At 36.7% G+C, this 23,433-nt stretch carries 21 protein-coding genes and 1 riboswitch; of the genes, 11 read left to right on the plus strand and 10 right to left on the minus strand.

Annotation, left to right across the window (positions count from 1 at the left end):
* Window positions 1-12 precede the first annotated feature (12 nt).
* Window positions 13-1,482: a potassium/proton antiporter gene (locus BN3107_RS02575; protein WP_231735240.1), complete on the plus strand. Its 1,470-nt coding sequence runs from the start codon at window positions 13-15 to the stop codon at window positions 1,480-1,482.
* A gap of 242 nt (window positions 1,483-1,724) precedes the next feature.
* On the opposite strand, the gene gndA is transcribed toward BN3107_RS02575, so the two are convergent.
* Window positions 1,725-3,146: an NADP-dependent phosphogluconate dehydrogenase gene (gene gndA / locus BN3107_RS02580; RefSeq protein ID WP_058306080.1), complete on the minus strand. Its 1,422-nt coding sequence runs from the start codon at window positions 3,144-3,146 to the stop codon at window positions 1,725-1,727.
* Window positions 3,147-3,321: 175 nt separating this feature from the next.
* The gene (locus BN3107_RS02585; protein ID WP_058306081.1) at window positions 3,322-4,053 is read right to left on the minus strand and encodes a Cof-type HAD-IIB family hydrolase; all 732 of its coding nucleotides are present in this window, start codon (window positions 4,051-4,053) and stop codon (window positions 3,322-3,324) included.
* Window positions 4,054-4,178: 125 nt separating this feature from the next.
* Between BN3107_RS02585 and BN3107_RS02590 the strand changes: the two genes are divergently transcribed.
* The 6 genes from BN3107_RS02590 to BN3107_RS02615 all read left to right on the plus strand — a co-directional run bounded on the left by BN3107_RS02590 (window position 4,179) and on the right by BN3107_RS02615 (window position 9,857).
* Window positions 4,179-4,451, plus strand: a complete 273-nt coding sequence (locus tag BN3107_RS02590) for an ACT domain-containing protein (protein WP_058306082.1) — start codon at window positions 4,179-4,181, stop codon at window positions 4,449-4,451.
* A 16-nt stretch (window positions 4,452-4,467) separates the two neighbouring features.
* Window positions 4,468-5,829: a PFL family protein gene (locus BN3107_RS02595; protein WP_058306083.1), complete on the plus strand. Its 1,362-nt coding sequence runs from the start codon at window positions 4,468-4,470 to the stop codon at window positions 5,827-5,829.
* A 562-nt stretch (window positions 5,830-6,391) separates the two neighbouring features.
* A riboswitch (SAM riboswitch) is annotated at window positions 6,392-6,500 on the plus strand.
* 175 nt (window positions 6,501-6,675) lie between these two features.
* Window positions 6,676-7,701 carry a methionine ABC transporter ATP-binding protein gene (locus tag BN3107_RS02600; RefSeq protein ID WP_058306084.1) on the plus strand — a complete coding sequence of 342 codons (1,026 nt, stop codon included), beginning with the start codon at window positions 6,676-6,678 and terminating at the stop codon, window positions 7,699-7,701.
* The gene (locus BN3107_RS02605; protein WP_058306085.1) at window positions 7,694-8,362 is read left to right on the plus strand and encodes a methionine ABC transporter permease; all 669 of its coding nucleotides are present in this window, start codon (window positions 7,694-7,696) and stop codon (window positions 8,360-8,362) included. Before BN3107_RS02600 ends, BN3107_RS02605 begins: the two co-directional genes overlap by 8 nt.
* A 24-nt stretch (window positions 8,363-8,386) precedes the next feature.
* Entirely contained in the window at window positions 8,387-9,274 is an 888-nt protein-coding gene (locus BN3107_RS02610; protein WP_058306086.1) for a MetQ/NlpA family ABC transporter substrate-binding protein, read from the plus strand.
* Window positions 9,275-9,557: 283 nt separating this feature from the next.
* Window positions 9,558-9,857, plus strand: coding sequence for a hypothetical protein (locus tag BN3107_RS02615; RefSeq protein ID WP_222860157.1), 300 nt, complete (start codon window positions 9,558-9,560; stop codon window positions 9,855-9,857).
* Here BN3107_RS02615 and BN3107_RS02620 read toward each other — a convergent pair.
* The 3 genes from BN3107_RS02620 to BN3107_RS02630 form a co-directional block, all read right to left on the minus strand.
* A complete protein-coding gene (locus tag BN3107_RS02620) occupies window positions 9,829-10,785 on the minus strand; it encodes an IS3 family transposase (protein ID WP_058306088.1) in 957 nt (318 codons plus the stop codon). The genes BN3107_RS02615 and BN3107_RS02620 overlap by 29 nt on opposite strands.
* The gene (locus BN3107_RS02625; protein WP_058306089.1) at window positions 10,728-11,186 is read right to left on the minus strand and encodes an HTH domain-containing protein; all 459 of its coding nucleotides are present in this window, start codon (window positions 11,184-11,186) and stop codon (window positions 10,728-10,730) included. Before BN3107_RS02625 ends, BN3107_RS02620 begins: the two co-directional genes overlap by 58 nt.
* Window positions 11,187-11,329: 143 nt before the next feature.
* Complete coding sequence (locus tag BN3107_RS02630) at window positions 11,330-13,051, minus strand: methyl-accepting chemotaxis protein (RefSeq protein ID WP_058306090.1); 1,722 nt, start codon at window positions 13,049-13,051, stop codon at window positions 11,330-11,332.
* 67 nt (window positions 13,052-13,118) lie between these two features.
* Between BN3107_RS02630 and BN3107_RS02635 the strand changes: the two genes are divergently transcribed.
* Window positions 13,119-13,496, plus strand: a complete 378-nt coding sequence (locus BN3107_RS02635; RefSeq protein ID WP_058306091.1) for an SLAP domain-containing protein — start codon at window positions 13,119-13,121, stop codon at window positions 13,494-13,496.
* Here BN3107_RS02635 and BN3107_RS02640 read toward each other — a convergent pair.
* Both BN3107_RS02640 and BN3107_RS02645 read right to left on the minus strand, forming a co-directional pair.
* Window positions 13,493-15,088: an ABC transporter permease gene (locus BN3107_RS02640; RefSeq protein ID WP_058306092.1), complete on the minus strand. Its 1,596-nt coding sequence runs from the start codon at window positions 15,086-15,088 to the stop codon at window positions 13,493-13,495. The two genes, BN3107_RS02635 and BN3107_RS02640, sit on opposite strands and share 4 nt — an antisense overlap.
* Window positions 15,089-15,092: 4 nt before the next feature.
* On the minus strand, window positions 15,093-15,992 hold the full coding sequence (locus BN3107_RS02645) for an ABC transporter ATP-binding protein (RefSeq protein ID WP_058306093.1): 900 nt from the start codon (window positions 15,990-15,992) through the stop codon (window positions 15,093-15,095).
* A gap of 145 nt (window positions 15,993-16,137) precedes the next feature.
* On the opposite strand from BN3107_RS02645, the gene BN3107_RS02650 reads away from it, so the two are divergent.
* Together BN3107_RS02650 and BN3107_RS02655 are read left to right on the plus strand one after the other, a co-directional pair.
* Complete coding sequence (locus BN3107_RS02650) at window positions 16,138-16,722, plus strand: TetR/AcrR family transcriptional regulator (protein ID WP_058306094.1); 585 nt, start codon at window positions 16,138-16,140, stop codon at window positions 16,720-16,722.
* Window positions 16,723-16,749: 27 nt separating this feature from the next.
* Complete coding sequence (locus BN3107_RS02655; RefSeq protein ID WP_058306095.1) at window positions 16,750-19,185, plus strand: sensor domain-containing protein; 2,436 nt, start codon at window positions 16,750-16,752, stop codon at window positions 19,183-19,185.
* Between the two features lie 712 nt (window positions 19,186-19,897).
* Here the strand turns inward: BN3107_RS02655 and BN3107_RS02660 are convergent.
* The 3 genes from BN3107_RS02660 to BN3107_RS02670 all read right to left on the minus strand — a co-directional run bounded on the left by BN3107_RS02660 (window position 19,898) and on the right by BN3107_RS02670 (window position 22,973).
* A complete protein-coding gene (locus tag BN3107_RS02660) occupies window positions 19,898-20,755 on the minus strand; it encodes an aminoglycoside 6-adenylyltransferase (protein WP_058306096.1) in 858 nt (285 codons plus the stop codon).
* A gap of 69 nt (window positions 20,756-20,824) precedes the next feature.
* A complete protein-coding gene (locus BN3107_RS02665) occupies window positions 20,825-21,490 on the minus strand; it encodes a P-II family nitrogen regulator (RefSeq protein ID WP_058306097.1) in 666 nt (221 codons plus the stop codon).
* Window position 21,491: 1 nt separating this feature from the next.
* Window positions 21,492-22,973, minus strand: coding sequence for a DUF1538 domain-containing protein (locus BN3107_RS02670; protein ID WP_058306098.1), 1,482 nt, complete (start codon window positions 22,971-22,973; stop codon window positions 21,492-21,494).
* Window positions 22,974-23,248: 275 nt separating this feature from the next.
* Between BN3107_RS02670 and BN3107_RS02675 the strand changes: the two genes are divergently transcribed.
* Complete coding sequence (locus BN3107_RS02675) at window positions 23,249-23,431, plus strand: hypothetical protein (protein ID WP_058306099.1); 183 nt, start codon at window positions 23,249-23,251, stop codon at window positions 23,429-23,431.
* Window positions 23,432-23,433: the final 2 nt, after the last annotated feature.

A 23,433-nucleotide genomic window follows, 5' to 3' on the forward strand; every position in this document is an offset into this window, starting at 1 on the left:
AGGAGAATGTCCTTGTTTGGTGATACATTATTTACAGAATATTTTATTTTCTTAATAGGTCTTTTATTTATTTTAGGGGTGTTAACGACCAAGTTTTCCAGTCGTATAGGCGTACCTGTTTTAATCTTATACATAGGATTAGGTATGTTAGTCGGCAGTGATGGTCTTAATTTCATTTACTTTAGTGATTATAGTCTTGCTCAACATATTGGGATGCTAGCTCTCGTTATCATTTTATTTGAAGGTGGCCTTCAGACAAAATGGAGCGATATCCGCCCTGTGATTGGACCTTCGATATCCCTAGCTACTCTTGGAGTTATCCTAACCTCAGTCATAGTTGCAATCTCTGCAAAATTCATATTGGATGTTAGTTGGTTAGAAGGATTTTTATTCGGTGCGATCGTTGGTTCGACTGATGCAGCCGCTGTATTCGCAGTATTAAAAGGACAAAATATTAAAGCTAAAATAGGATCCACATTGGAAGCAGAATCAGGTTCCAACGACCCGATGGCAATGATTCTAACCATTTCCTTTATCGAATTAATCACAAATGATCAAGCCTCCTATTTAATGTTAATCGGTTCTTTCTTTTGGCAGATGGTGATGGGGGTTGTGATCGGCTTAGCTATGGGTGCGATCGCCGTTTATTCGATTAACAAAATTAATTTAGATTCCAGTGGACTCTACCCTGTTTTTGCTCTAGCCTTGGCCTTATTAACTTTTAGTTTAGCGGACCTTACTCAAGCTAGTGGACTTTTAGCTGTTTATGTAGCAGCGGTATTTGTAGGCAATTCTGAGATTGCTTATCGCCACTCGATTTTTCGTTTTAATGAAGGATTCGCCTGGATTGCCCAAATATTAATGTTTACTATTCTTGGTTTATTAGTATTCCCTAGTGATTTATTTGCTTGGGATATCATTTGGAAAGGACTAGTTATTTCCTTAATCCTTATTCTACTAGCGAGACCTGCTGCCGTTTTTCTAAGTACAATAAAGCTCAACTATTCGTTAAACGAAAGGCTGTTTCTCTCTTGGGCCGGATTAAAAGGGGCAGTGCCAATCGTATTAGCTACTTTCCCTCTGGTTGCTGGGTTAGAGAATGGACAGCTTTTCTTTAATGTTGTATTTTTCGTAGTGCTTATCTCTGCCGCCATTCAAGGTTCAACGATTTCTATGTTTGCAGAAAAACTGGATTTATCTGGGCCAAAAAGGACCGAGCCGATGCATAGCTTGGAACTTGTCTCAATCGGAAAGGCTAACGCAGAAATGATCGAATATGAGGTGAATGAAAAGTTAGATATTATCGGGAAAACATTAATCGATATTGATTTCCCCAAAAACACTTCCATCAGTGCGATCATTCGAGATAATCAATTAGTCACTCCAACAGGTACCACTGTTATAAAAGAAAATGACATTTTATTTATTCTTGTTTCCCACAAAGATAAAAAACATGTGAAAAAACTATTGGAAGGTAAATGAATTATCTTACGGACAATTTTTATTTATATCACGACTTTTGTCCATAAGATCGATTCTTACGGACAGAAATTAGACAATAGTTAGAATTTTGTCCATAAGGTTCATTCTTACGGACAAAAAATCGGCCAAAAGCGAAAAGTTGTCTATAAGATTCTTTCTTATGGACAACTAGCTATCTATTTCTAAACTTTTGTCCGTAACACAAAAAAATCCCACAGCAACTGTGGGATTTTTCATTATGATTAATCTTCTAACCACTCTGTGTGGAATACGCCTTCTTTATCAATTCGTTGATACGTGTGGGCACCGAAGTAGTCACGTTGTGCTTGTAAAAGGTTTGCCGGTAACGTTTCAGTACGATAGCTGTCATAATAAGCTAGTGCACTTGCGAAACCTGGAACTGGAATACCTCGTTCCATTGCAATCGAAAGCACTTTACGCAATGACGTTTGATAGCTTTCTACGATCTCTTTGAAATATGGATCTAATAATAGATTCGCTAAAGCTGGATCGCGGTCATATGCTTCTTTAATTTTTTGTAGGAACTGTGCACGAATGATACATCCACCACGGAAGATCATGGAAATGTCGCCGTAACGTAAATTCCAATCATTTTCTTCAGAAGCTGCACGCATTTGCGCGAAACCTTGTGCATAAGAAACGATTTTACTCATATAAAGTGCTTTACGGATTGCTTCGACAAGCTCATCCTTGTCACCTTCATATGGTTTTTCTTGTGCAGACGGCCCTTGTAGTACTTTACTTGCTGCGACACGTTCTTCTTTCATTGCTGAAATGAAACGTGCGAATACAGATTCTGTGATAACTGGTAATGGTACACCTAAGTCAAGTGAGCTTTGGCTTGTCCATTTACCTGTACCTTTTTGACCTGCAGTATCAAGGATAACATCTACCATTGGTTTACCAGTTTCTTTATCTTTCTTCTTGAAGATATCTGTTGTGATCTCGATTAGGTAACTGTCAAGTTCACCTGTATTCCATTCTTTAAAAACTTCATGTAGTTCATCTGCTTCTAATCCTAGAACATTCTTCATAATGAAGTATGCTTCACAGATTAATTGCATATCACCATACTCGATACCATTGTGCACCATTTTCACATAGTGTCCTGCACCATTTGGTCCAATGTACGTTACACAAGGATCTCCTTCTACTTTTGCAGAAATTGCTTCAAAAATAGGTGCTACTTTTTCATAAGCTTCTTTCTGTCCACCTGGCATGATCGAAGGTCCTTTAAGTGCTCCTTCTTCCCCACCAGATACACCCGTTCCAATGAAGTGGATACCTGATTCATCTAGTTCTGCATTACGACGGATAGTATCTTTAAAGAACGTGTTACCACCATCAATTAAGATATCTCCTTCATCAAGCAGTGGTTTTAATGACGCGATTGTTGCATCTGTCGCTGGACCTGCTTGTACCATTAACATAATTTTACGTGGTTTTTCTAATGATTCAACAAATTCCTCAATCGTTTCTGCACCAACGAAGTTTTTGCCTTTTGCTTCATTATTTAAGAAATCTTCTGTCTTTTGATAAGTTCTATTAAATACTGATAAAGAGTATCCTCTGCTTTCAACGTTTAACGCTAGGTTTTTACCCATTACAGCAAGACCTATCACACCAAATTGTTGTTTTGCCATTGTCTTATTCGCTCCTTTTCTTTTATCACTATGTATGATTCCATCCTCTATTTTAGCATGAAATCATAAATTCCTGTAGTGATCTGAAAAATTCACTCCATCTAATAAGTTATTATATCCTTACCATCACTGCAAGTAATAGCCATTCATTTTCTGAAAATTCTGCTTACGCAAGTTACAATATCCATTCTTCGATTGCTTTTGCTACACCGTCCTGGTCATTGGAGAGTGTTTGCCAATCAGCCTTCTCCTTAACGGTCTCCTGCGCATTACCCATCGCAACCCCTAGACCAGCTTGCTCAATCATTTTAATATCATTAAGGCTGTCGCCCATCGCCATTACTTGGGACATGTTGATACCTAACCGTTCACAGACAACCTCAATCGCTGCTGCTTTATTGACACCAACTGCATTCACTTCAATGTTGGTTGGACTTGAGTTACTTAATTCTACCTCTTCCCAACTCTCGATCACGTTCATGATTTTTTCTTTTGTTGCAGCATCTTTTGTATCAAAACCGAATTTTAACCATTCATGTGCTAATATATCTTCTGGAACCTCACCACGCCAGATGTTATCAATCGAGGAAAGCCATGCCCATGTTTGATGTTCTTCTTTTAATTGGACAAGTTTTTCAATAATTCGTGCGTCAATCGTTTGTCTTGCGATCAAATCACCCGTCATCGTCCATATCTCACTGCCGTTGACTGTGATGAGGTAGTGTATATCTAACTCTTTTGCAATGATCGAACTTGTTTGATAATGTCTTCCTGTAGAAATAATTACTTCTACACCTTTTTCACGTGCCTTTATGATCGCTTCTTTATTTGCTTTGGAAACTTGATGGTCCGTACCTAATAAGGTGCCATCCATATCTAATGCAATTAATCGAATGTCTTTTTTCATAATAAACTCCTCTGGTCATAGTCTCACTCTATTTTATGTGAAAAATGATGAATTAGCAAAAAAGCGAACTTCGTATGTTCCGTGCTATAATAGCCATAATAATGAAATAAATGAGGTGAAAGAAAATGCAAAGACGTGCTGTCGTCAGTGTTGTTGGAAAAGATCAAGTAGGCATTATTGCCAAAGTCACAACCGTTTTATATGAAAATGAAATGAATATTTTAGATATTAGACAAACCATTTTACAGGACTTTTTTACAATGATTATGTTAATCGATATTAAAGATCCCAGTAATTTAGAAGCATTACAAGAAAAATTTAAACCAGTTGAAAAGGAATTAGGACTTAAAATTAATATTCAGCTAGAAGATGTATTTCAAGCAATGCACCGTGTTTAAGATAGGAGGATAACAGATGCCAATAGCTTTTACCGAAATTCAAGAAACCATTCGCATGGTGGAAATGGAACACTTAGATATTCGCACCGTAACAATGGGCATTAGTTTGCGCGATTGTGCGGATCATGATTTTGAAAGAGTGAAAGAAAATGTCTATCAAAAAGTGACAAGTTATGCGAAAGACTTGCAGAAAACAGCAACACAAGTGGCAACCGAATATGGGGTACCGATCATTAACAAGCGCATTGCCATCTCTCCTGCTGCTGACCTTTTAGGTAATGCTACTAAAGAACAAGCAGTTGAACTTGCAAAAACATTAGATAAAGCTGCACAAACGCTTGATGTAGACTTTATTGGTGGTTTCTCTGCGCTTGTACATAAAGGCATTTCAAAAGGAGAACAGATTCTTTTAGATGCTTTACCTGAAGCACTAAGTCAAACGGAAAGGGTTTGCGCATCGATATCAGTTGCTACAACACGCACAGGGATTAATATGGATGCTGTTAAACAAATGGGCAACATCATTCATCAGACAGCAGAATTAACAAAAAATAATAATAGTATTGGCTGTGCCAAACTTGTCGTCTTTTGTAACCCTGTTGAGGACAATCCGTTTATGGCTGGCGCTTTTCACGGTGCAGGTGAAGGAGAAGCTGTCTTAAGTGTTGGGGTTAGTGGACCTGGTGTTGTACTAAACGCCCTGAGAAGATATCCCAATGCAGATCTTGGAGAAGTATCAGATGTCATCAAAAAAACAGCATTTAAAATTACAAGAGCTGGTGAATTAATCGGTCGTGTCGTAGCTGATCATTTGAATGTACCCTTTGGTATTATGGATCTATCGCTTGCCCCTACCAATGCGATGAATGATAGTGTAGCAGAGATATTAGAAGAAATCGGATTGGAACGTGTCGGAACACATGGTACGATCGCTGCCTTAGCTCTTATGAATGATGCTGTTAAAAAAGGTGGCGCGATGGCAAGTTCTTACGTTGGTGGTTTAAGTGGTGCCTTTATCCCAGTAAGTGAAGATAACGGGATGATTCGAGGTATTGAAGATGGCGCCTTAAACTTATCAAAATTAGAAGCAATGACGTGTGTCTGCTCGGTTGGACTTGACATGATTGCCTTAGAAGGAAAAGCTAGTCCTGAAACATTAGCGGCAATCATTGCAGATGAAGCAGCGATCGGAATGATTAATAAAAAAACAACAGCGGTACGCGTTATCCCTGTGATTGGTAAAGAAGAGGGAGATACCGTCGAATTCGGTGGACTACTTGGCCGTGCACCTATTATTGGTGTCAATCCTTTTACATCTGATAAATTAATTAACCGTGGCGGTAGAATTCCGGCTCCATTGCAATCGTTAATAAATTAATGCATAAAGAACGAGCCTCTCATTTGGGGCTCGTTCTTTTTGTGCTTTATATTCACTTATGAAAGACAGTTCTTCTCGGTTTTCACTTTTTTGTCCTTCATCTCGCTTATGATGGACACTTTCTCTCCGGTTTCACTTTTTTTGTTCTTCATCTCTCCTATGAAGGACAGTTCTTCTCCGATTTCGCTTTTTTGTCCTTCATCTCGCTTATGAAGGACAGTTTCTCTCCGATTTCACTTTTTTTGTCCTTCATCTCTCCTATGAAGGACAGTTCTTCTCCGATTTCGCTTTTTTGTCCTTCATCTCGCTTATGAAGGACAGTTTCTCTCCGATTTCGCTTTTTTTGTCCTTCATCTCGCTTATGAAGGACAGTTTCTCTCCGATTTCACTTTTTTTGTTCTTCATCTCACTTATGAATGACTATCTCACTCTATTTTCTATTTTTTTGCCCTTCATCTTAAATATATTTTCAGAATTTTATGATTATTTTTACTTTTTCTTAAATAATTGACGAATATTGTATAGAGTGATATTATGTTTTTTACCGAATTATATACGTTAGCTCTTATCAAGAGAGGTGGAGGGAATGGCCCTATGAAACCCGGCAACCGTCAGCAATGCTGATAGGTGCTAATTCCATCAAAGCAAATTAATGCTTTGAAAGATAAGAGGACATTTAATGAACTTCCTTTCTGTCCTCTTGTGCAGAAAGGATTTTTTATTGTGATTTACACACAATAAAGTGAAAGTTATCAGGAAATTTGCGTCCGTTTATTCTATGCTTCTTTGTTAAAACTCAAGCATTGCAGTAGGATTGCACCGTGTTAATGGAAGGAGTGAGCAATCATGATTCAGATTAAAAATCTATCGAAACTGTACCAGACAAAAAAGCAAAAAGTGCAGGCAGTCGATAATGTTTCATTAAATATTGAGCCTGGTGAGATATTTGGTGTTATCGGCTACAGTGGTGCTGGAAAAAGTACTTTTGTGCGTTTAATTAATCGTTTAGAAGAACCAAGTGATGGTTCTGTTGTAATTCATGATAAGGACATAACCAAGATGCCTGGGCATCAATTACGTAAAAAGCGTCAAAAAATCGGGATGATTTTTCAACATTTTAATTTACTTTGGTCACGAACCGTTTTTGATAATATTGCTTTTCCACTAGAAATTGCTGGGGTCTCAAAAGCAAAAAGAAAAGAGAAAGTACTAGAATTGATTCATTTAGTTGGTCTTTCTGGGAAAGAATATGCCTATCCTTCTCAACTAAGTGGCGGTCAAAAACAGCGCGTCGGTATCGCCAGGGCACTTGCTAACGATCCTGAAGTGTTGTTATGTGATGAAGCAACCTCTGCACTTGATCCGGAAACAACCGATGATATATTAGATTTACTTGTCTCAATTAATAAAAAGTTGGGATTAACGATTATTTTAATCACCCACGAGATGCATGTCATACAAAAGATTTGCCATCGTGTTGCCGTAATGGAGAATGGTAAAGTAGTCGAGACGGGAGATGTTTTAGATGTCTTCGTTAAGCCGCAATCAAAAACAACGAAGCGGTTTGTGCAACAATTAAACCCGCTAGAGCATGAGAAAGATAAATTATATAGCTTTATTAATGAGCGAGATGATAGCGAAGTTGTAAAACTCCACTTCATCGGAAATCATGCAAGACGCGCCTTAATCAGCGAATTAGCCAAAAAATTCGAAGTAGAAATCAACATTTTACAAGGCTCGATTGCTCCAACTCAAGAAGGGGCATATGGTACTTTATTTGTGGAGATCAATGGTGAGAAAGCTGTTTTAACAAACACAATTCAATACATTCAGGACTCTGGTGTGGAAGTTGAGGTGTTAAAGCATGCTTAAAGAGCTATTTCCAAATGTAAGAATGGAAGATATGATAACAGCCACAGAAGAAACATTATATATGACATCAATTGCAGTTCTCGGAACACTTATTTTAGGAATCATTTTAGGATTACTACTATTTTTAACAGATAGAGGTAACCTATGGCAAAATCGATTTGTAAACTTTATTACTGCATTAATTGTAAATGTATTTCGTGCTATACCATTTATCATTTTGATTTTATTATTATTTCCTTTTACGGACTTTATAATAGGTACAATTCGGGGATGGGAAGCAGCCTTGCCTGCCTTAATTATTGGAGCTGCACCTTTTTATGCCCGATTAGTCGAAATTGGATTAAAAGAAGTTGATAAAGGAGTAATTGAAGCCGCGAAATCAATGGGCGCAAAAACACATACAATTATTTTTAAGGTGCTATTACCTGAATCGATGCCAGCACTAATCTCTGGCTTAACGGTGACGGCAATCGCCTTAATTGGTTATACTGCAATGGCAGGAATTATTGGTGCTGGAGGTCTGGGTGATCTAGCCTACATGAAAGGTTTTCAGCGCCGTGATTTTGATGTCGTATTGGCTTGTACCATATTTGTGATAGTTATTGTATTTATTTTTCAATTTATTGGGGACACACTATCCAAAGTGATAGATAAAAGATAAAAAATATTGAAGGGATGATCTATAATGAAAAAATTACTAACATTATTGCTTGCAACATTGCTTTTTGCATTAGCTGCTTGCGGAACTAGCGAAGAGGAAGATCAGACAGCAGACGAATCAACAGGAAACGAAGAAACAGAAGCTACAAACGAAGGTGAAGATGAAGAAGCACAAGAACAAGAAAGTGTTGAAATTACGGTAGGAGCAACTAGTGTCCCACATGGTGAAGTATTAGAAGAAGTTGCACCTCTATTAGCAGAGCAAGGGATTGAAATGGAAATTGAAATTTATCAAGATTATGTTTTGCCTAATCAAGACTTAGAAGATGGCATTATTGACGCTAATTATTTTCAACACATACCTTACTTTGAAGGCCAAAAAGAAGAGATAGGCTATGATTTTGTTAATCTTGGTGGGGTTCATACTGAACAATTAGGTATCTACTCTAAGGATATTCAAAATGTAGATGAAGTACCCGAGGAAACAGTTGTTATTCTAAGTCGATCTGTGGCAGACCATGGGAGAGTGTTATCGTTATTACAGGATCATGACCTCATTACACTTGACGAAAATGTTGATCCGGTTGATGCAACAGTAGATGATGTTGTAGAAAATCCACTTAATTTAGAATTTGATGCAAGTGTGGACGCTGGATTATTGCCAGAATTTTATGACCGCGAAACAGATGCACTAGTAGCGATTAACGCTAATTATGCAATTGAAGGTGGCGTAAACTTTGATGATGCTGTTATTCTAGAGGAACCAGATTTCTCTTATACAAATATCATCGCAGCTCGCTCAGAAGACGAAAATAATGAAGCATTGCAAAAGTTAGTAGAGGTACTTCAGTCAGAAGAAATTAAAACATTCATGGAAGAAGAATATAAAGGTGCAGTAGTACCTGCAGAATAATAATGTAAAAAAGGTGGCGAACTTGATAAAGTGGTCCCTATGTCAAGGACACTTTTAAAAAAAGGCCTTAAATTTAGATGATTAATATCGTATTCTTCTGTTAAGGAGAAGATACGACATAAGAACCAGTACCTCTTCTGCCATAGAAAGTTACTGGTTCTTAAATTTTATCCGTGTCTTAGATGTATATATGAATAGAAATTTTATAAAGTCATTTGATAGCTTTCAAGTATTTATGCTGGGGGAAGATAGGCCGAATTACATTCATAGGTATTGTAACCAATTGGATGATTCACAATGGCAATGGTTTTATGAACAGATGTTGGAACCTGTTGCTTTTGTTACGGACATCACGTATCTTTTCTATGTACTAAAGTGGATTCTAAAGTATGACTTTGACGATTTATCCTATGCTGTGTATTTTCAGGATATTATGAATCCCGAATGTATTCCGCAGTCACAAATCAAAGATGAGTGGTTGGCGAAACTGTTGGATCGCTATGAGCAACGTTTGAAGAAGGAATTATCGGAAATCCATTATAGCTCGAATGTTACTATTGATGATGACGCTGGTATATTCTAAGTGGGTATTCACCTGTTTTTAAATACGCTGCATATTGATTAGGGGAGAGTTTTGCTAGTTTCCATTGATAACGGTCATTATTATAATAATCCATGTAGTTATCAACCTCTTGGCAAAGCTCCTCAAAACAATGGCAGTTTTTCAAATTGAGTTCATCCTTCATATGCCCGAAAAATGACTCCTGCGGTGCGTTGTCCCAACAGTTACCACGTCGGGACATGGATTGCCTAAGTTCCTTATCTTTTAACAGTTGTCGGAAAGAGACGCTTGTATAGTGACAGCCTTGGTCAGAATGGATGATGGCATCCGTCTCTAAGTTATTACCATGCGTTTTTAGTAGGATTTTAATTGTTTCCAATACAAAATCGACTTCAAGTGATTCACTTGAAACGTATGCCAGTACCTGTTTCGTGTAACCATCCTTTATGACAGAGAGATAAGCTTTACAGCCATTATTGTAATAAAGATAAGTTATATCTGTAAGTAGTATTTTTCCTGCACCATGTTGTTCAAATTCTCTATTTACTATATTTTCTGATATGGTATCTGTCCTCAACGCTTTAGCCATTCTTCTGTATGGATTTGCCTTTCTGATTGGACAAAATAAACTAAACTTTTTCATGAGGCGACTGATTTTCTTTTGGTTCATCCTTATGCCCATATGCAGAAGGCGCATATATATGCCTCGTCTGCCTTTGTCATATCCGCGAAAACGATATGCTTCCAATATTAGTTCAAAATCTTTTTTATCCTGCTCATCTTTCTTTATGCGTTTCTCTGCGGACTTCAACCAGTTGTAATAACCACTTCTTGACACACCTGCCATATCACAAAGCCAATAGATATTAAGCTCATTATTATCTCTTAATGTTATTTCTTCGATGTGTCTGAATTTTTCTTCTGGCGTTGCTTCTGGTTTTCCTGCCACTCTGCCTGCCTGTCTAGAAATTCTGTTTTTTTTAGAAATTCATTCTCTTGTTTTAAGTATCTGATTTGATGTTCCAATCGCTTTATTCGGTCGACATCCGTTAATTCCTTAGTGGAAGGACGACCAGAATTTTTCCCTCTCAGGTCTTGATAACCGTCTATTCTCGATGCATACTCCTTAATTCTTTGAACCAGACTGCTTCTTCTCTTTTCACCTAAAAGAGTCGGATCAATTCCCATATCACTTAGTATAGCTGATGGTCCTTTTCCAGTTTGGTATTCGGGATGAAAACGTTCTTTAAATTCTTTTGTGTAAGAAATAGTTGTTTCACTTACTTTCTCGATGAAAGGATTGGACCGTAGCTGTATTTGTTGTTCTTCTGAAAATTTGTTTCTCCCCATTTTTTCAACCTCACCTATTAGAATAAGTTAACTATAACAAAAAAAAGACCCTGCAAAACAGAGTCAGTAAAAATTCAAGGACATGCCTCTTTTTTTAAACTGTCTATTCTACAGGGTCCATTTTATGATTCGCCACCTTTTTTTTATAAGTTAAACCGACTGACAAGTTGATTCAAATCTTTCGATAGTTTTGCAAGTGAATCAGCATTACTCGCAATCTCTTGCATGGATGCTGATTGTTCCTCAGCAGTTGCTGAGCTCTCCTCTATTCCTGCCGCTACTTCTTCTGATGTAGAAGCAATATCTGTACTGGCACTGCTTACTTTTTCACTTGAACCAGCAATCTCCGTTAAGTTGGTTGTGATAATATTGATACGATCAATCATACTACTCATCGATGACTGAATCGTCTTAAAGCTTTGCTGACTTTCCAGTATCTGTTCATTACCAGTCTCCACTTTTGAATAACCGCCTTCTAGCGCACCAGCTACTTCAGAGGTTTCGGATTGGAGACCACCGATAATATCTGTTATTTCTGTAACAGAATCACTCACTTGCTCCGCTAATTTACGTACTTCATCTGCGACAACAGCAAACCCTTTACCGGATTCTCCTGCTCTTGCTGCTTCAATTGCTGCGTTTAATGCTAAAAGATTTGTTTGTTCGGCAATATCTTGTATCACATCAATTAGTGTAGATATTTTTTTCGATTGATCTTCTAAACCTTTTACTTTTCCAACGGTATTCCTCATCATTTCTGTAATTTCTTTCATATAGTCTACGGATTGATTCATTTGTGTTTCACTTGTTGTTGATAATTGCAGGACATCCTCTGATGCAGTTTGCAAGGACGAACCTTCTGTGCTTGAATCTCCTATTTTGCGGTGTAATGCTTCCATCGATGCCGAAATATCTCCTGAAGCACTTGCTTGTTGCTCAGCCCCTTTTGACATTTCCTCCATCGTTGTTGCTATTTGCTGTGAACCTTGACTAACTTCATCTGACGCTCGTGAAAGTTCATTACTTTGACCATTTACCTGATTAGAAATCGTTTTGATTTGTCCGACCATATTTCTTAATTCATCCATCATTCTGTTCGTACTCTTAGCTAAACGACCAATCTCATCTTTTCGATTATCATCTAGATGAGCCATGTTAAGATTACCATTTGCTACATTTTCATTCACTTCCACTAACTGTCCAATCGGTTTCGTTATTTGACGAATTAAGAGAAAGCTCATTAGGAATAAAACAATGATAAATATAGCCATGATAATAATAAAAGCAACAAATGTATAATAGGTGGTCATTTCTATTTCTTCTAAAACAGTAGTCGTGCTCTCATCTAATTCCTGTTGCAATAAATCGATCTCATTACGAGCAATTTCAAATTCATTGCGCATATTGTCTAATAGACTGTTTATCATAACGGTATCTGAAGATTCAAAAATCGATTCGGTCATCGTTTTCCATCTGTCGAAGCTAGCATAAAAATTAGAGAAATGTTCATCAACGAGCGTTTGATCAAGATGTGTATTTTCTCGTAATATTTCCTCTGCTACTTGCATTCTTTCCTCTACTTGTGACACATTTTCTTGATAATCTGCTACATATGTTTCTTGATTTCCTTCCTCTAAAAATGATGTAATAATAGATTGATCAGCCTGATACAAATCTCGATCCGCATTTAACAAATTAAAGGTTGGCTGATAAAGGTCATCATAGAGTTGTTGTTCTAATTGGTCACTTGTTGATACAATAGTCATAATGAATAGAGTAGTGCTTGCTACAATCACAAGAATAGCCAATCCGAGGATGGCATATAACTTTGTAGCTATCTTTTGGTTTTGTATAAATCTTTTCATTTAAAGTCCCCCTTCCCCCCCTATATCGACATAAACAGTCAAAATATTAAACTTAGGAGATGGTAACATGCAGAAATTAGTATTAGAAGAAGCGTGGAAAACAACAATTAGTGACCAGGATCACCAAGACATCGTCACAATTTTCAATAAAACGAAAGAGACACTAAAAAAAATCATCCCGATTCGTTCTGCCTTCAATCATAGGGATGATTTATTAATAACTGTATTACTTCATAATTTTACTGATACCAAGTTAGACTTGCGTAATGTAACCATCCAACTCGTAAAGGAAGAGGAGACCTTAGCTACTCAAAAATTCCAAGATAACAGACTATTATTAGAGCCAATCACCAGTATGCCCTGGACATTCATTTTCCCTAAAAATAGCTACTCATCGCTAGATAAATTCAATGAACAATCCTATCAGATGATTATGATACCTTAGCCGAGAGCATCTCTTCGGCGATAGCTAATAAAACTGAACACAAGTCCCACCGTACTAATAAATAATAAAATTAAAATCGGTGTCCAATTAAATTCATCGACTGGTAATTGTGGAATATGCGAAAAACTTGATAGATCCGCTAACCAGGCGGGCATCTCGATTAATCCACCTAAATATACCGTGAAGAAAGAATAAACGAGATAGAGCCAAACCAATGGTGTCGATTTCGGTTTCCACGCAAATAATAAAACGGCAATCATTAGAACCAATAGCATCGCCGGTAAATACGACAGACCTGCTTTTAGTAGATTAACAAATGGAATAGGTTCTTCCATAACTTGTGAAGAAGCAAACCACAAACCAAAATTAGCAAGAAAAAGAGACACGATTCCAAGTAGAATAGCGATGATCAAATAATGAGCGATTAGGGAGAATCTTGAAATTCCTCGTGTCAATAAATGCTCTGTTCTGCCTTTCTTCTCTTCCCCTCTTACTCTAAGAAAAACTAACACTGCTGGTACCGTCGCCATAATGGCTAATACTACCATCAACATTGTAATAAATTGTTCTGTCATACTATATGCTGAATTGTCTCCTACCATTTGCATGAGTACTTCATTATTTTCAAAAAAGGCTTCCAGATCACCTAATACCGAACCATAAGAAGCACCTAAAAAAAACATCACAATCACCCAGGAAATAATAGCCGTTCGTTGTAATCTCAGAATCAGACCCAAAGGAGATAACAACCATCTTGATCCTTCTCTTTTACCTGGTTTTGACGGCAGAAGCCCTGCACCAATGTCACGGTTGTTATTTAAATAAAATGCAATCAGCGTAAATACAAGAGACACCACAATAGTTACCAAGATCGGCCACCAATAATTTTGCACATATACTTCCGTTCTCAAAACAAGACCAAGCGGTGAGATTAAACTTAATACTTCACTGCTTACATCACCAATCGCTCGTAATAAATAGGCGACTATTAATACTAGAAACGAAAGACCAACTACACCACGGGATGTTTCTGAGAGTTGGCTAATCAACGCTGTAATCGAGGTAAACCATAACCCTGTAACTGTAAGTGTCAGTCCATATAAGATAGAGCCTGTCATCCCCATTCCACCTAAGTTCATCGCAATTAAGCCAAAACCGATTAATAACCCAATCACGATATTTAAGAGAGTAACGAAAATAACGGAAGCACTTAAACTAGATAAGCGCCCAACTGGTAAAGAACGAAGTAGTTCCTGTTTTCCCTCTTCTTCTTCTGCCCGTGTCATTTTAGTGATGAGTAAAATACTCATCACAGCAAAAACAATTGCTGTAAACAATAACATTTGGTGTGCCATCATTGCTCCATTTGTATAATTATCCAAGCCATAGCCTGGTCCTACCATTGCTGTCATTGCGGGATTTTCCATTGTTTGTGCCATCGATTGCCGTTCCTGATCTGACTGATATAACCCAGTAAAAGCAGAAGCTGTTAAGACCGTGACCCCTACTAACGAAATCGCCCAAATTAAGCTCGCTACTCTATTTTGTCTCAAAGTAAAGAACAACAACTGGAATGTTTTATCATATAACATGCCCTCACTCCTTATTCAACTGTTCTTCAGAATGATAATGGCGCATAAACAAATCTTCTAATGTTGGTGGATTACTCTCTATCCTTTTGATCCCTAATTGACTTAATTCTTTCATAACTTGAGAGAGTCGTTCCGTATCTGCTTGAAAATAATAAACTCCTTGATCTAAAAACAAATGATGAACACCTGGTACATCCTCTAATATACTAGCCGATTTTTCTGTTTCCACTCTAATATTTGTTCTGGTTAAATGACGTAATTCGTCCAATGTTCCACTTTCAATCATTTCACCTTTTCTAATGATACCGACCTTGTCACAAAGCTTCTCCACTTCTGATAAGATATGACTGGAAAGCAGTACACTTTTTCCTTGTTGTTTGACCTCTTCTACACATTGTTGAAAGACTTTTTCCATTAGAGGATCTAATCCAGAAGTAGGTTCATCTAGAATAAAAAGATCACTTTCAGAAGCAAATGCAGAGATAAGTGCTACTTTTTGGCGATTACCTTTAGAATAGGTGCCAGCCTTCTTTTTGGGATCTAATTGAAACAGGTCAATAAGATGATCTCTTTTTGTTTTATTTAATTGCCCTTTTAAACTTAAAAAAGTATCGATGATTTCTCCACCTGTTAGGTTATTCCATAAATTCACATCCCCAGGAACATATGCTACTTTTCGATGAATATCTACCGCGTCTTTCCAAACATCTTTACCAAAAATAGTCGCATGACCGGATGTTGCTTGAATAATACCTAATAAAATTCGAATAGTAGTCGATTTTCCAGCTCCATTTGGTCCAATAAAGCCATAGACCTCTCCCTCTTTCACTTCAAATTCAATGTTATTTAAAGCTTGAAATGATCCAAACTTCTTACTAACTTGCTTTATTTCGATTCTATTCAATAACAAAACCTCCCTATAGTTTTGAAATATTTTCACTTATATATTTCATAATATATAAGTTTTTATTTAATTTCAACATATTTTGAAATTTATTTATTGTTTAATTTCAAAATATTAATTAAAATAAGAGATAGAGGTGAAGTAAATGGACGGTTTTCAAAAACGAACCAAATTAAAACAAAACAGTATATTAGAAGCGGCCTTACACTTATTTTCTCGCTTCGGTATAAAGAAGGTGTCGATTGGTGAAATTGCCCAAAAAGCGGAAGTTTCCCAGGTAACCATATATAATTATTTTGAAAGTAAAGACAATTTAATCCATCAAACACTTGTCTATTATATAGAAAAAACCTATCAGAAATACCAAGATATTATTAATCGTAATACAAGCTTTCCTGAAAAAATAGAAAGCATAATTTTTAATAAAGTCGATATTGCAGGTTCTATACACGAAGAAGTTTATCAATATCTGATAAAAGATTTTGCAGATGGACAATCCTATTTAGAAACCATATACCAGGAAAAATCGATACCGTTTTTTCGACAACTGATCGCACAAGGAAAAACAGAGGGGTATATTCATAAAGAAATATCAGAAGAAGCAATCATGTTTTATATCCACATGATGAAAGAACATATGCAAAAAAAGGAACTAAATGATTATTTATTACCTATTACAGAAGATATAATGCATCTGTTCTTTTATGGTATAATGGGCAAAAAACAGTGAAAAGTATGACATCAAGGAGGCAGTTTGATGACTTCATCACCCAATCAACGATTCACATATAACGACTTACTTACTATTATTCAACAAATACCGACACCGATGTTCCTGGCAGAAATAATCGATGAATATCATATTAATATCACAGAAAGCAACCATGTTGTAGAGAAGTTAACTGGTTTTTCAAAACAAGAACTGCTTAAAATGAGTCCCTACGATCTAATAGATAAAGACCTGCTACGTAAAGCCAGTTTTGACCAAACAGAGATTTCTGAAAATACACCTTTTATGTTTGAATCGATTATTACCAAAAAAGATGGTTCCGTCACACCAGTCTTATTTCAAGTAATTATTATTACATTAAGTCATAACAAAAAATATTCAATCACTTTGATTCACGATATTACCGATAAACGAAATACAGAGGTTTTGTTGGAAAAGACCCATCAACAACTAGAATCCTTATTTGTCTATAACCCAGACCTTATTTTTATGCTTAATCGACAAGGGCATTTCACAAACATAAATCCTGCTAATGAACGAATATTGCAATACACAAAACATGAGATGTTGCACATGAATTACAGCGATATTATATATAAAGAAGACCTAGACTGGACCAACCAGAAATTTGAGGAAGTACTTCAGAATGCTACCATGCAAATAGAGTTACGAGTACATAATAAAAGTGGAGATTTACTTACTTTAGATATCACAGCAGTTCCTACCATACATGATGGAGAAGTGACTGGTGTGATTGGTGTGGCACGTGACATAACTTCGGAGAAAGAAATGGCAAAACGACTTCAAGCAAGTGAACAACGGTACCGTTCTATATATGAAAATAATATTGATGCGGTACTTTCATTTGATTTGAATGGCTGCTTCTCTTATATCAATAAAGCGACAGAACAATTAATGGGTTATCGTGCAGAAGAATTAATTGGCACTCCTTTTCTTCCTCATATCATCCCAACGGAAAGAAGACGCACTGCAGAGGAGTATACCAAAGTAGAACAGGGGATTGCGGTTCAGTATGAAACATGTATGTTCAATAAACAAAAAGAACATGTCTATTTACATGTAACTGTTATTCCTATTATTGTCGATGGAAAATTAACCGGCGTTCACTGTTTAGGTAAAGATATTACAGATAAGAAGAAATTTGAAGAAAAACTGAATTACATGGCCTATCATGATTATTTAACAGAATTACCGAACCAGCATTACTTTCATCACCAATTGAAAGAACTAATGGATACGGAGCAACCGATAGAACCTTTTTCTATTTTCTTTTTAGATTTAGATCGTTTTAAATCGATTAATGACTCTCTTGGCCATGAATATGGTGATAAATTACTAAAAAAGGTCGCAGAACGACTACAATGGTTCACCCCGAAGAATGCAACAGTTTTCAGGTATGGGGGTGACGAGTTTATTTTGCTTTTACAACAGACCACTGTATCCAAAACCGGTGAACTTGCTGCTCGGCTAATGGCGGCTTTAGCTCAACCATATGAGTTAGAAGGAATTGACATTGTCGCCACACCTAGTATAGGTATCAGCGTATACCCACAAGATGCACAAGATGCCAGAACACTGATCAAAAAAGCAGATAATGCGATGTATCATGCTAAACGAATGGGTAAAAGTAATTTTCAGTTTTATCATGATTCCATGCTTAGTAAAATAAAAGGAAATATTGAATTAGAGTCTCTCTTACGAAAAGCGATTAAACGGAAAGAATTTTCACTTTTTTATCAACCGCAAATTGATACAAAAAGCCAGCAAATTTATGGTGTAGAAGCATTAATTCGCTGGAACAGTCGTGAACTAGGCATGATTTCACCAGCAGAATTTATTCCGTTAGCAGAGGAAAGTGGCTTAATCGTTCCGATCGGTGAATGGGTGATTAGGGAAGCATGCCAACAAGTGAAAAAGTGGCAAGATAAAAATCTCCCATTGTTTCCAGTATCCGTTAACTTGTCGATTAGACAATTCTATCAATCTGATTTAATACCTATGGTACGTAACATTTTAGAAGAAACTGGGATCGAACCACATTACTTAGAACTGGAAATAACAGAGTCAATGGCCATGGAAGCTGATACTGCGACTATTATTTTACAAGAATTAAAAAATGTTGGCGTAAAAATCGCAATGGATGACTTTGGTACTGGCTATAGTTCACTCAGTTACTTAAAGAAGTTTCCGATCGATCATTTGAAAATTGATCAGTCTTTTGTCAAAGATATTTCCTATGATGAAGATGACAAAGATATTGTCTCTACCATTATTACCTTAGCGCATAACCTTAACATGCTAACGATTGCTGAAGGCGTAGAAACAGCAGAACATGTTGCATTTTTAAAAGAACATAAGTGTGATGTATTACAAGGATATCATTTTAGTAAACCATTACCACCGCAAGAGTTTGAAAGTTGGATAAAAAGTTGGGATAAGTAAAAAAATGAATAGATCTTATAGTGAAAGTTATAATGTGATACTTCAATCAGAGGCTGGAACACTAATATTACTCTTAACTTCAGACACGAGCGATGCAATATACATTGTTGCGTAATATCAGGATACTGTGCAGTAAATTTTTTGCGTTGTAGTAATTTTGAGATATTAACACTGTTTAGCAATCGCTTCGGCTTGTCCGCTTCCCTTTCCACGGGTTTTTCCCGTAGGAGTGGAAGCGGACGCCTACGCTAATTTGATATTCTACAACGCTAGCATGAGGTTGCATTATACCATTACTTTCATGTGAAAAATTCATTGATGGAGTAACAGCTCAAAATGATAGCTGGCACAATAGGTGTAGAACCATTATATTAGCGCAGGCCGCCCACTTTCACTCCTGTGGGAACGTTTTACTTGAAGATCCACTTTTTTAAGTGTTCTTTGCTTAAAAAAGTTAGCTGAAGGGAAAAAAACACTGCATAGAAAACACTACGAAAGCTTTGCTTGAGTATATGTTGCACTTGTGCCCGTGGTAAAAGGAAAGTGGGCAGCCGGAGCGGATGTTTATCAGACAATACATTTCAAAATTACCACTTTGGCTAATAAATACACTTCGGTTATTGCGCAATTTCTTCCTTATACTCATAAAATCCGGTGAAACTTACCAGGAAGTTAGCGTCCTAGATGAAAACTCGAATCTTGAAGCGGTGTATTACGGCCGGTTGGCGTCGTGATGAAGCTGGCGGACATAAGCTTCTACATTTTGATCATAGTCAGGGACTTTGAATTGCAATCTATCCGCTACAAAGGTCACCAATTCTCTATACATCTCGAACATATGAAATAACACACGCCAGCAATTATCATAGGTAGATAATTGAAACGTTTGTTGCAGCGCTTGCCAATCTCTTGCTGTTGTATACTGCTCTAAAAATTTATATGATTTCCCTAGATTCACTTGAAAACCATACTGGCAACCTACTTTCCATGCTATCAATCTTAATATTTCTTCTCGCATAACTTTTTCGATATGATTTGTTGCATACAAAAATTCATTACGACAAAGCCCTTTTGCGACATAAGTAGAAACCCACCAAAATTCATTACACGCATCTAAAAATTGATTTTCAGTCGGCATTTGCAGGAAATGACTTTCTTCTGTAGGAATTGGTTTATTCTTAACACGCTCATCTTTGTCTAATAATATGGTTGTTAAACTATCATTTTTTACGTATGAATCTAATTCTTCTATCGGAACAAGCATCAAATCAATTCGATTTCCATCTGTAAATTGCATCAAAAAGCTAAACCAATTACCAAGAGATGGCGGAAAAAGTTCACTATCTTCTGGTGTTTGCATAATTAAAATCTCTCCAAAATAGTCAATCCACTCTCTATTTTTTATAAAAGAATCCATTTCTGTAACAAGGTAAACGATATCATAATCTTGGTAGCTGTCTTTTTCAATATTTTTATTAACTCGTGAACCATTCATGCCAACCACACGAATACGTTCGTCCTGCTCTGCAAAATTCATGATTAACTGCATCATTTCCGATTCCTTCCGCATCCACTCACCCCTTGTATAGAAAAAAGCGGATATTATCTAAGCTAATAGAGAATGATCCGCTCGTTTTTTTCATTCATATATCCCATATGTTCTGTTTACATCCTGCACAAAGATAATCCCATTTCCCGGTTCATTAATCTTCAAATCGTCACTGATTTTAGTCACAATTGCATCTGTTACATTCTCATCTGAGAGGATCATAACAATTTCCTTTTCTGGTTCAATGTCCATGGAAAAGAGCTTGCTCGTCTCATGAACCCCTGAGCCCCGTGCATTAAGAATGGTACCACCTTTTGATCCCGCCTTTTGTGCAGATTCTACCACTTCTTCTGCCTTGCCTTTATCGACTACCACCATAATATTTTGATACATAATCTCTTCGTCACCTCTTTCATCACCATCATCGATTTGACAACTTCTAGTTCCCATTAGACTTGATAATGACGTTGTATAAACGATCCCATGGTTTGGCTTATCAAAACGAAATACTTTATTTAAATGTTCCAATGTTTTCTTTGTTGTCTTGCGGTTGCTAATCATCATTACGACTTCTTTACGCATATCAGTAATCGACAGTAATTTTAGAATTTTATTACTTATTGTTCCCTTTCCGATACACAAAGTTCCACCAGATACTCCGCACTTTTTTGCTTCTTTTAATATTTTACTTCCCATTCCAAACTTGACAATAACGTGGATCAGTTCAAAATGAGGGATATGGTCTTTTGAGGTCATATTACTCAAAACCCCCTTTTTTCGACTTTATTTTAAATATTAACCCTAACAACTGCAAGGTGATCAATGGTGTTAATGCTACCATAGCAATCATACCAAAGCCATCAACGATTACGTCAGCACCTTCGATTGCGTCGGCTGCACCATGCGTGAATGCGAGAATAAAAGTAGCTGTCATTGGGCCTGATGCAACGCCCCCAGAATCAAATGCAATACCGACAAACAATTTGGGTACTATATACATTAAACCTACAGCAATTAAATATCCTGGAAGTAAGTAATGCCATAATTGCAACTCAGGAATTAAAATTCGGAGCATTGATAAGGCGATCGCTATACCTACCCCAATTGCTAAGGTGAATAATACAATTTTTCGTTTAACATAACCACTTGTTACATCTTCAATTTGATTGGTTAATACATATACAGCAGGTTCTGCTAATATCGTTACAATACCTAGTATTAAACCAATAATAACAATATACGCTTTATTATCTAAAGAGGCAATACTATAACCTAATTCTGTTCCCAATTCCATAAAACCTGCATTTACTCCTACCAAAAATAATACAAGGCCGATAAAAGTAAATACAAGTCCCGATATTATTTTACGAAAAGAGCTTTTTGACAGTTTAAAAGAGATCTTTTGAAAAATTAAAAAGATTAAAATAATTGGTAAAAGCGCAATGAATACTTCTTGTGCAATATGACCAAACTCGTGTAGAAATGGACCAAATAGAGAACTTGAGACTTGATGATCTTGTTCCATTTCCCCAGAAATCTCTTCTTGATTGGTGATGATGCTCATTAACATTACTGTAATAATCGCGCCAACTGAAACGATCGCCACAAGTCCAAAACTATCCTTCTCAGATGCTTTACTATCCTTTTTCAAAATGGAAATACCGATCGATAACGCTAAAATAAAAGGAACAGTTAAAGCTCCTGTGGTCGCCCCTGATGCATCAAATGATATCGCTAAAAATTGAGGGGACGTAAATATTGCAATCACAAGAACAATACCATAAAGTATGGTTAATAATTTAAATAATGGAATGTTGTGAACTATACGAATTAACCCTAGTGCCAGCAATGCCGCTATTCCAATTGAAACAACAATGACGATCATAAATTTCGATACAGACCCAGCTGTTACTAGCTCAACTTGACCAGCTAGAATATGTAGGTCAGGTTCTGCTATTGATATAATAAAGCCTAAGAACAAGCCTGCCAAAATGACAACCCATATTTTATTAGATTTTGCAATTGCTTTACCCATATGCTTTCCTATTGGTGTAATACCGATGTCCACGCCCAATAGAAAGATTGATAGACCAATAATGATAAATACTGCACCTATTAAAAACCGGATGATTAAGGATACATCGAGAGAAGTCAACGTAAAATTTAATATCACCACGATTAGCGTGATTGGAAGTACAGCAAGAACTACCTCTAAAAGCTTTGAAGTTAATACATTCAAATAGACACATTCCTCTCTTCATTAGGTGTTTGGTTGTTAACGGACGATCACTTCCTGTTACATTCCATTAACCACAAGTTGGAGCATAAAATTCACTATATCTATGGTAATTAATTGCACGGAAAAATGAGGGGGAAACGGTAGATAATAAAATTATATCATAACAAAAGTTTCCACTACAAAAGAGAAGATTACTTTAAATTGCACTCAATGGGCTAAGGACCACTTTCTTCATTATTAGAATTATGTTACCATCAAATGGAAGGAGGGTTCCCATGGCTCATCAAAATCAGAACAAACCATTCAATGATGTTATCGATCATATGGAAAAACACACTGGTGGCACTTTTAAGACTGGTGGCAGACTTCCCCGGCCAATTAAAATAATAGGATATATATTATTTGGTAGCCTATTAGTCATGTTTATAATCGGTGTAAGCCTTTCTATGTTTTTATAGAA

This window comes from Gracilibacillus massiliensis, assembly GCF_001458115.1.
Classification (GTDB): Bacteria; Bacillota; Bacilli; order Bacillales; family Amphibacillaceae; genus Gracilibacillus; species Gracilibacillus massiliensis.